The organism is Rugosimonospora africana (genome assembly GCF_016862975.1).
Taxonomy (GTDB): Bacteria; Actinomycetota; Actinomycetes; order Mycobacteriales; family Micromonosporaceae; genus Rugosimonospora; species Rugosimonospora africana.
The window spans coordinates 132,883-142,273 of sequence record NZ_BONZ01000021.1; the positions used below are offsets into that span (position 1 = coordinate 132,883).

Sequence of the window (9,391 nt, forward strand, 5' to 3'; positions counted from 1 at the left end):
TGTCACGACCCGGGCGGCGGCTCCAGCGTCTTGGCGTAGTAGACGAGGGTCCACGTCCACTCCGGCCGGTGCTCCCGGCCGATCTCCCGGTAGCCCAGGCTCTCGTAGAACGCCATCGCCTCTGGCTGGTTGGTCGCCGTGTCCAGGTGCGTGCCGCGCATCCCCAGCTCGACCGCCCGCCGCTCCAGCCCGGTCATCAACGCCCGCCCGATGCCCCGGCGCCGGGTCGCCGGGTGTACCCGGATCCGCAGGACCTCGGCGACGCCGCCGGTGCCGGGGCGGATGCCGCCCATCGCGACGAGGTGCCCGTCCAACTCGCCGACGAGGAAGTCGCCGCCCGTGTGCACGAAGGACCGTGTCACGTCGGCAAGGTCGGGAAACCCGACCGGCGGCGCGGCGGCCGGGGGCAGCGGCAGGGGTATCGACCCGTCGGCCGTCGCGCCGATGTTCGGCAACGCGTTCAGCGCCCACAGCACCGGTGCGTCCGGGTCGCGGAAACGCCGGATGGTCAGCATGCCGGACGCTGGCACCGGTCGCCCGCGCACGACACCGACGTCCGGACACTGTCGGCTCGCATCCGGCCCCCGTTCACAATCCCCCCGCACAACGCTCACAGCTTAGAACGCCGCAGGTCGTGTGCGTTGACTACCATTCCCTTCGCTGTGCGTCGGCCGGCACGTTCACCGGCGGCCCGCTCGTCACCGTGATCACCGTCGCCGCACGCTGATCATCATTGATATCCTCCCCGGCGGCCCGCCCGACGGGCCACCACTGCGGCAACGGAAAGGATCCATCCGTGCGAATCGCCCGTCCCCTCTACCGCCTCTACGCCCGCCGGCTGCGCCGCCAGGTTCTCGCCTGTCCGCTGCCCGGCCACGTCGGGCTCATCATGGACGGCAACCGCCGCTGGGCGCGCCAGATGGGGATGGCGAACCCGAGCGTCGGCCACCGGTACGGCGCCGAGCACGTCGACGATCTGCTGTCCTGGTGCGAGACGATGGGCATCAAACACGTGAGCGTGTTCCTGTGCTCGATGGAGAACCTGGACCGCCGCGGGGACACCGAGGTGGCCTCGCTCATGCGCCTGATCGAGGACGTGGTGGCCGACCGGCTGCGCCGACCGGACACCCGCTGGCAGGTCCACGTCGCCGGGGTCCTCGACCTGCTGCCCGACAGCACGGCGCGCGCGCTCAAGGAGGTGGTGGAGGCGACCCGGGACTGCCCCACCGGCGCGACCGTGACGCTGGCCATCGGGTACGGGGGCCGGCAGGAGGTGGTCGACGCGATGCGGGACCTGCTGCTCGAACGGGCGGAGGCCGGCGAGTCGCTGGACGAGATCGCGGACAGCCTGACCATGGACGACATCACCGCGCACCTCTACAACCCCGGGCTGCCCGACCCGGACCTGGTCATCCGCACCAGTGGCGAGCAGCGGATGTCGAACTTCCTGCTGTGGCAGAGCGCCTACTCCGAGCTGTACTTCTGCGACACGTACTGGCCGGCGTTCCGTGAGGTCGACTTCCTCCGCGCGCTGCGCAGCTACGCCGCCCGGGAGCGCCGCTTCGGCCGCTGAGCGCCGCCGCTGGCCCAGGCCGCCTAGCCGCGCGGGGCGGACTCGTCGACCGCCAGCCGGTACCCGCGCTTGACCACCGTCCGCACGTAGTCGCCATGGCCGAGCCCGGTTCGCAGCCGGGCGACGGCCATCTCGACGGCGTGCTCGTCAGACCCGCGCGGCAGGGCCTCCAGCAACTCGCCGCGGGACAGCACCCGGCCCCGCGCCGCGACCAGTGCGCGCAGCACCGCCATCGGCGACTGGGGCAGCGGGCGCAGGCGCCCGTCCACCAGTGCCGCGTGCCCGCGCAGGATGAGTTCGTGACCGCCGACGGACACCGTTGGCGCGCGCCCGGGCAGCTCGTCGACCAGGGTACGCACCAGCGCCCCGAGCCTGGCCCGGTCCGGCGCGACCACCGGCACCGAGTGCGCCAGCAGCGGAGCCGCGGTGACCCGTCCGATGCACGCGGCCAGCACACCGGTACGCAGTGCGCGCAGCACCTCCTCGTTCCGGGTACCCGCGACGGCCAACAGCGCCCTGACGGCGGGGGCGGACGTGAACGCGACCGCGTCCACGCTGCGCGCGCGGATCAGGTCCACCAGCCGGTGCACCGGTGCGGCGTCGGCCGGCGGGGCCCACCGGTACACGGTGACCTCGATGACCTCGGCACCCGCGGCGCGCAACGCCGCGACAAACTCCGGCTGGTCGTCGCCGTGCAACTGGACAGCCACCCGCTGCCCGGCCACCCCGCGCTCCAGCAGGTGGGCCAGCACCTCCTCGCAGCACTCCGAGTCCGGCGACCAGTCCTCGGCGAGCCCGGCCGCGCGGATCGCACCGCGCGCCTTCGCGCCGCGCGCGATCAGGTACCCCCCGCTCAGCGCGGCCCGGAGCGGCTCGGCGAGCCCCCACCCCTCGGCCGCCTCCAGCCAGCCGCGGATGCCGATGCCGGTGGAGCCGAACACGATGCCGGGCGGCCGGCGCACCAGGTCGGCGGTGCGGGCGCGCAGTTCGGCGTCGTCGGCGATGGGCACGATGCGCAGCGCGGGCGCCGAGACGGTCCGGGCGCCCCGGCGCCGCAGCAGGGCGGCCAGTTCGTCCCGGCGCCGGTCGGCGGTGATCGCCACGGTGAAGCCGGTGAGCGCGCGGTCCTCGCCCGGCCGCTCGTCGCTCATCCCTGGCCGCTCACTTCGACCAGGCCGCCCACTTGGAGCAGGCCGCCCACTTCGACCAGGCCGTCGCGCAGGCGGACCGGGTACGTGCGCAGCACCACCTCCGGGTCGTCCAGGCAACGTCCGGTACGCAGGTCGAACACGTGCTTGTGCATCGGCGACGCGACGGTCGGCGCGTCCCCCCGAGTGCCGACGATCCCCCGGGCCAGCACGCTCGCGCCGCAGAACGGGTCGATGTTGTCCAGCGCGTAGACCCGGCCGTCATGGACGCGGAACACCGCCACCGGTACGCCGCCGACGAGCGCCACGACGCCGCGCTCCGGCTCCAGGCAACGGTACGGACAGGCCGCGGTCCACTCCACTGCCACGGCGGGCGTTTCGCGCACGACGGCGGCCGTCATCGCGGCACCCCCAGCATGACCGGCTGGCGCCCGGCACCGGCCGGCACCGGCTGGCCGCGCTCCACCTCGAACGCGATGGACGGGTCCGGCACGTCCGGCGCGTTGACGAAGGACACGAACCGCCCCAGCCGGTCCGGATCGTCCAGTGTAGACCGCCATTCGTCCACATAGGACCCGACGTGTTCGGCCATCGCCGCGTCCAGCTCGCCGGCCAGGCCCAGCGCGTCGTCCACGATGACCGCGCGCACGTGCTCCAGGCCGCCGTCCATCGCCTCGATCCAGCCGGCCGTGCGCTGCAGCCGGTCGGCCGTGCGGATGTAGTACATCAGGAACCGATCCACATATCGCACCAGGCTCTCGGTGTCCAGGTCGCTGGCGAACAGCTCGGCGTGCCGGGGCCGGAACCCGCCGTTGCCGCCCAGGTAGAGGTTCCACCCGGCGTCGGTGGCGATGATGCCGAAGTCCTTGCTCCGTGCCTCCGCACACTCCCGGGCGCAGCCGGACACCGCCGCCTTGATTTTGTGGGGCGAGCGCAGCCCGCGGTAGCGCAGCTCGAGCGCGATCGCGAGACCGACCGAGTCCTGCACGCCGTACCGGCACCAGGTGGTACCCACGCACGACTTCACGGTGCGCACCGCCTTCCCGTACGCGTGCCCGGACTCGAAGCCGGCGTCCACCAGCCGCCGCCAGATCTGCGGGAGCTGCTCGACCCGCGCCCCCAGCAGGTCGATGCGCTGCGCGCCAGTGATTTTCGTGTAGAGCCGGAAATCACGCGCCACCTCCCCGATGGTGATGAGCTTCTCCGGAGTGATTTCGCCGCCCGGGATCCGGGGCACCACCGAGTACGTGCCATTGCGCTGGATGTTGGCCAGCAGGTGGTCGTTGGTGTCCTGGAGCGCACCCTGTTCGCCGTCGAGGATGTAGCCGCCGCCGGTGGAGGCGAGGATCGACGCGACGACCGGCTTGCAGATGTCGCAGCCCCGACCCTGGCCGTGCGCCGCGACGAGTTCGGAGAACGTGCGGATGCCGCGTACCCGGATGATGTCGAACAGTTCCCGACGACTCGCGTCGAAGTGCTCGCACAGCGCCTTGGGCATCGCCACACCGGATTCGGCCAGCAGCTGCTTGACCAGCGGTACGCACGAACCACAGGTGGTACCGGCGCGGGTGCACGCCTTGACCGCGGCGACGTCGGCACAGCCGTCGTGGATCGCCGCGACGATCGTGTCCTTGGTGACGGCGTTGCAGGAACAGATCTGCGCGGTGCCGGACAGTCCCCCGGTTCCAGACGGGTCCCCGGCACCGGCCGGAGCCAGCAGCGACAGCGGCGGCCCGGGCAGCGGCCCGCCCAGGCAGGCGCGCAGCGTGGGGTAGGCGCTCGCGTCGCCGACCAGTACCCCGCCCAGCAGCGTCCGCGCGTCGTCGGACAGGACGAGCTTGGCGTACACCCGGGTCGCCGGGTCGGTGAACGTGACGTCGAGCGGGCCGGCCGTCTCGCCGAACGACGCCACGTCGACGCCCAACAGTTTGAGTTTGGTGGACGTGTCCCCGCCGGGGAACGTGGCGGTGCCGCCGAGCAGGCGGTCGGCCACCACCTCGGCCATGGCGTAGCCGGGGGCGACCAGGCCGTACACCCGGCCGCCGATCTCGGCGCACTCACCGATCGCGTACACGTGCGGGTCCGACGTGCGGCACGCCTCATCGACGCGTACGCCGCCACGGGCGCCGAGTGTCAGCCCGGCGGCACGGGCCAGGTCGTCGCGCGGGCGCACCCCGGCCGCGAACACGACGACGTCGGCGTGCAGCACGCCACCGTCCTCGAAGACCACCTGGCTGACCTCGCCGGTACCGGTGATCCGGGACGCGGTACGCCCGGTGTGCACGGTGAGCCCCAGATCCTCGATGTGCCGGCGGAGCATCGCGCCTCCGGCGTCGTCGACCTGGGCCGGCATGAGCCGGGGCGCGAACTCCACGACGTGCGTGGCGACGCCGAGCCGGTGCAGCGCGTTCGCCGCCTCCAGGCCGAGCAGTCCGCCACCGACCACGATGCCGGTACCCCTGCCGGCCGCGTACCCGGCGAGCGCGGCCAGGTCGTCCACGGTCCGGTAGGTGAAGCAGCCGGCCAGGTCCCGGCCCGGTACCGGGGGCACGAACGGGTACGAGCCGGTCGCCAGCACCAGCGTGTCGTACCGGTACTCACCGTCCGAAGTGGACACCACCCGGGCGGCGAGGTCCAGCGCCCGGGCGGGTTCACCGAGCCGGACCTCGACGCCGGGCAGGTCCGCCAGGCTCAGGTCGGTGCCGTCGAACCACTCGGACAGCCGTACCCGGTCGTACGCCGGCCGCCGCTCCTCGGCCAGGACGACGACCTCGTGGCGACCGTCCTCGTCCCGGGCGCGCAGCGACTCGACGAACCGGTGGCCGACCATGCCGTTGCCGACGACCACGACCCTGGTCGGTGGCGACGAGTCAATACTCACGCGACGTCCTCCTCCGCTCCTCGAAGCCAGCCGAGGATGCCCTCGACGGTGTCCCGGCAACTGCCGCACCCGGTGCTCGCGCGGGTACCGGCGACCAGATCCCCGACCGTCCGGGCGCCGCCACGCCAGCAGCCCACCAGATCCTTCTTGGTGACCGTGTTGCACTGGCAGACGACCGCGGCGTCGGGCATCAGCGACGGCGACGCCTGCGGCGCACCGACCGGCACCGGGCCGCCGATCCACCGGCCGAGCAGCAGCGCGCGCGGATCGGGCGGCAGCGGCGTACCCCGGTCGAACATCTGGATGACCGTGCCGACGGTCGGGTTGTCGCCGATCATGATGGCGCCGGACAGCCGGTTGTCCCGCACCACGAGCTTCGCGTACGTCCCCCGGGCCGGGTCGGCGTACGTGACCTGGTCCCCGCCGGTACGCGTCGAGTCGCCCATCGCCGCGAGGTCGATGCCGGCCGCCTTGAGCCGGGTCACCGGGGCGGTGGGCCGGTACCGGGCCAGTGGCCGGGCCGCGGTGATCACGTCGGCGGCGACCCGAGCCTGCGCCCAGGCCGGTGCCAGCAGGCCGGTGACCCTGCCGGCGTGCTCGGCGCAGTCGCCGATCGCGAACACCCGCGGGTCGCTGGTGCGCATCCGGTCGTCGACCACGACGCCGCGCTCGACCGCCAGCCCCGCGCGTACCGCGAGATCGGTCTCCGGCCGTATCCCGCACGCGACCACGAGCAGATCCCCGGCCAACCGGCGGCCGTCGGCCAGCACGGCCTCGACCCGCCCGACGTCCGGCGCGACGGCGACCGTGCACGCGTCGAGCTCGACCCGCACCCCCAGCGACGCCAGGCTGTCCACGAGCACCGCGCTGGCCGCCGCGTCGAGCTGGCGGTCCATCAGGTGGCCGACCGCGTGGAGGACGGTCACCGCCAAGCCGCGGCGGGCGAGCCCGCGGGCCGCCTCCAGGCCAAGCAGCCCGCCGCCGAGGACCAGCGCGGTACGCGCGCCGGAAGCGAGCGCGGTGATCCGGCGGCAGTCGTCCAGGGTGCGGAACGGCGCCACCCGGTCCGGGAGGCTGCCGTCGTCGCCGACCAGCCCCTTGATCTCGGGCAGCACCGCCCGCCCACCGGTCGCCAGCACGAGCCGGTCGTACCGCAGCCGGCCGCCGTCCGACGTCCAGACCGTGCGCGCGGCCCGGTCCAGGTCGACGACGGCGGTCCCCAGCCGGGTGGACGCGCGGTGGGCGGCCGGCTCGACGAGCGTGATGTCTGCCTCGGCCACCGTGCCGGCGACGACCGCGGACAGCAGGATCCGGTTGTACGCCGGGTGTGGCTCGGCGCCGAGAACGGTGAGGTCCAGCTCCGGGTCGCGGGCGTGCAGCTCGGACACCAGCCGGGCACCGCTCATCCCGTGGCCGACCACGACGACTCTCATGCCGCCCGTTCCAGCCGCGCGCCGCACGCCTTGAACTCCGGCATCCCCGACGTGGGGTCCAGTGCGTCCGTGGTCGCCGAGTTGGCGCGCGCCGCCCCCGGCCAGTGGAACGGGACGAACAGCGTGTCCGGCCGGATGGTGTCGACGACCCGGGCCGGTACCTCGATGACGCCCCGGCGAGTCACCACCCGTACCGGGTCGCCGTCCACTATGGACAGAAGCGCGGCCGGGTCGGGATGCACCTCGACGAAGGCACCCGGTGCCGCCCGGTTCAGCGCCGCCACCCGCCGGGTCTGCGCGCCGGACTGGTACTGGGCCAGCACCCGCCCCGTGGTGAGCAGGAACGGGTACGCCTCGTCGGGCGGCTCGGCCGGCGGCCGGTGCTCCACCGGTACGAACCGGGCCCGCCCGTCGGGTGTGGCGAAACGCTCGGTGAACAGCCGGGGCGTACCCGGGTGGTCCGGGCGCGGGCACGGCCAGAACACTCCGTCCGACGCGTCGATGCGTTCCCAGTCGATGCCGGCGTAGTCCGCCGGGCCGCCGGCCGACGCCCGGCGCAGCTCGGCGAACGCCTCGGCGGGTGTGCCCGGCACGGTGACCGGGCCGGGTGCTTCTGCCCGGCCCGGGGCGCCGCCTGCCAGAGCGCCGCCGCCCGCCGGAACGCTGCCTGCGGCCGGAGAGCCGGGCGCCAGCCGGGCCGCCAGGTCGGCGAGGATCGCGAGGTCGGTGCGTACCCCCGGAGGTGGCCGGCGCACCGCGCGGCGGCGCAGGACCCGGCCCTCCAGGTTGGTCATGGTGCCGTCCTCCTCGGCCCACTGCGCGGTCGGCAGCACGACGTCGGCCAGCTCGGCGGTCTCCGAACGCACGAAGTCGGCGACCACGAGCAGGTCGAGCGCGGCGAGCCGGCGCTCGACCCGGCGGGCCCTCGGCGCGGACACCACCGGATTCGCGCCGAAGACCAGCAGCGCTCCGGGACCGTGCGGGGTACCGAGCCGGTCCAGCAGTTCGACCGCCGACACCCCCGCGGCCGGCAGGTCCGCCGGGTCGACGCCCCACACGGCGGCCACGTGCGCCCGTGCCCGCGGGTCGTCGATCCGCCGGTACCCGGGAAGCTGGTCCGCCTTCTGCCCGTGTTCCCGGCCGCCCTGCCCGTTGCCTTGACCGGTCAGGCACCCGAACCCGGAGCCGGGCCGGCCGGGCAGCCCCAGCGCGAGCGCGAGGTTGATCCAGGCGGACACCGTGTCGGTGCCCTTGCTGTGCTGTTCGGCGCCGCGCGCCGTGACGATGACGGCCCGCCGGGCACCGGCCAGCGCCCGCGCGGCGGTCCGCAGGTCGGCCGCGCTCACGCCGGTCAGCCGCTCCACCCGCTCCGGCCAGTAACCGGTGGCCACCCGGGCCACCCGGTCGAAGCCGGTGGTACGCGCGTCCACGTACCCGCGGTCCACCAGCCCTTCGACGATCGCCACGTGCAGCAGTGCGTTCGCGAGCGCCAGGTCGGTACCCGGCATGGCCGCCAGGTGCAGCGACGCGTGCCGGGCCGTCGGCGTGCTCCGAGGGTCCACCACGATCAGCTGACCGCCCCGCTCCCGCTGGCTCGTGAGGTAGCGCACGAGCGGCGGCATGGTCTCCGCCGGGTTCGCGCCGGCCAGCAGCAGGACGTCTGCCTCGGCCAGGTCGGCCAGCGGGAACGGAAGGCCGCGGTCCACCCCGAAGGCGCGGATCCCGGCCGCGGCGGCGGAAGACATGCAGAACCGGCCGTTGTAGTCGATGTACCGGGTGCCCAGCACGGCGCGGGCGAACTTGCCCAGGGCGTACGCCTTCTCGTTGGTCAGCCCGCCACCCCCGAAGACGGCGACCGAGTCCGGGCCGCGCGCGGCGCGCAGCGCTCCGATGCCGTCCACGATCCGGGCAAGCGCCTCGTCCCAGCCGGCCGGCCGCAGCGGCCCGCCCTTCGAGTCCCGAACCAGCGGGGTGGTCAGCCGCCCGGGATGGTCGAGCAGTTCCGCCGCGGTCCAGCCCTTCTGGCACAGGCCGCCCCGGTTGGTCGGGAAGTCCCGCGGCGCCACCTCGACCCCGCCGTCCGCCCGCGACCGCAGCGTCATCCCGCACTGCAGGGCGCAGTACGGGCAGTGCGTCGCCACCCCGCCGGTGGCCGCCGGTTCAGCCACGGGTCGTCACCTCAGTCACCGGTCGTCACCTCAGCCATGGCGCCAGCGTGCCGGCGAGCGGTTTCACCCCGAGGTCCGATCAGTTTCCGGTTGGCAAAGCCGATCTCACACGGGCCGGGTACCCGCTGTGAACCGGGCCGGCCTCTCACGACGTGGGAACTCAGCCGAGCCGGCCTCACAACTCACAA

Annotated in this window: 7 protein-coding genes; 1 reads left to right on the forward strand and 6 read right to left on the reverse strand. The window is 74.0% G+C overall.

From position 1 onward, the window contains the following. Positions 1 to 2: 2 nt before the first annotated feature. On the reverse strand, positions 3 to 515 hold the full coding sequence (locus tag Raf01_RS11430; protein ID WP_203917771.1) for a GNAT family N-acetyltransferase: 513 nt from the start codon (positions 513 to 515) through the stop codon (positions 3 to 5). A gap of 281 nt (positions 516 to 796) precedes the next feature. On the opposite strand from Raf01_RS11430, the gene uppS reads away from it, so the two are divergent. Next, positions 797 to 1,573, forward strand: a complete 777-nt coding sequence (uppS, locus tag Raf01_RS11435; RefSeq protein ID WP_203917772.1) for a polyprenyl diphosphate synthase — start codon at positions 797 to 799, stop codon at positions 1,571 to 1,573. Positions 1,574 to 1,596: 23 nt separating this feature from the next. On the opposite strand, the gene Raf01_RS11440 is transcribed toward uppS, so the two are convergent. Genes Raf01_RS11440 through Raf01_RS11460 form a run of 5 tightly spaced genes read right to left on the reverse strand, consistent with a single transcriptional unit; the run spans position 1,597 to position 9,137 of the window. After that, positions 1,597 to 2,724, reverse strand: a complete 1,128-nt coding sequence (locus Raf01_RS11440) for a uroporphyrinogen-III synthase (protein WP_203917773.1) — start codon at positions 2,722 to 2,724, stop codon at positions 1,597 to 1,599. Beyond that, the gene (gene nirD / locus Raf01_RS11445; protein ID WP_203917774.1) at positions 2,721 to 3,122 is read right to left on the reverse strand and encodes a nitrite reductase small subunit NirD; all 402 of its coding nucleotides are present in this window, start codon (positions 3,120 to 3,122) and stop codon (positions 2,721 to 2,723) included. The genes Raf01_RS11440 and nirD overlap by 4 nt, the downstream gene beginning before the upstream one ends. Further along, positions 3,119 to 5,551, reverse strand: a complete 2,433-nt coding sequence (nirB, locus tag Raf01_RS11450; RefSeq protein ID WP_203917900.1) for a nitrite reductase large subunit NirB — start codon at positions 5,549 to 5,551, stop codon at positions 3,119 to 3,121. Before nirB ends, nirD begins: the two co-directional genes overlap by 4 nt. 47 nt (positions 5,552 to 5,598) lie before the next feature. Then, a complete protein-coding gene (locus Raf01_RS11455) occupies positions 5,599 to 7,035 on the reverse strand; it encodes an FAD-dependent oxidoreductase (RefSeq protein WP_203917775.1) in 1,437 nt (478 codons plus the stop codon). After that, positions 7,032 to 9,137: a molybdopterin oxidoreductase family protein gene (locus Raf01_RS11460; RefSeq protein WP_203917901.1), complete on the reverse strand. Its 2,106-nt coding sequence runs from the start codon at positions 9,135 to 9,137 to the stop codon at positions 7,032 to 7,034. Before Raf01_RS11460 ends, Raf01_RS11455 begins: the two co-directional genes overlap by 4 nt. Between the last annotated feature and the right edge of the window lie 254 nt (positions 9,138 to 9,391).

Coding starts and splice junctions, on each gene's coding strand:
- Raf01_RS11430 (WP_203917771.1), bottom strand. CDS start 515: ATGCTGACCATCCGGCGTTTCCGCGACCCGGACGCACCGGTGCTGTGG.
- Raf01_RS11440 (WP_203917773.1), bottom strand. CDS start 2,724: ATGAGCGACGAGCGGCCGGGCGAGGACCGCGCGCTCACCGGCTTCACC.
- nirD (WP_203917774.1), bottom strand. CDS start 3,122: ATGACGGCCGCCGTCGTGCGCGAAACGCCCGCCGTGGCAGTGGAGTGG.
- nirB (WP_203917900.1), bottom strand. CDS start 5,551: ATGGTCGGCCACCGGTTCGTCGAGTCGCTGCGCGCCCGGGACGAGGAC.
- Raf01_RS11455 (WP_203917775.1), bottom strand. CDS start 7,035: ATGAGAGTCGTCGTGGTCGGCCACGGGATGAGCGGTGCCCGGCTGGTG.
- Raf01_RS11460 (WP_203917901.1), bottom strand. CDS start 9,137: ATGACGCTGCGGTCGCGGGCGGACGGCGGGGTCGAGGTGGCGCCGCGG.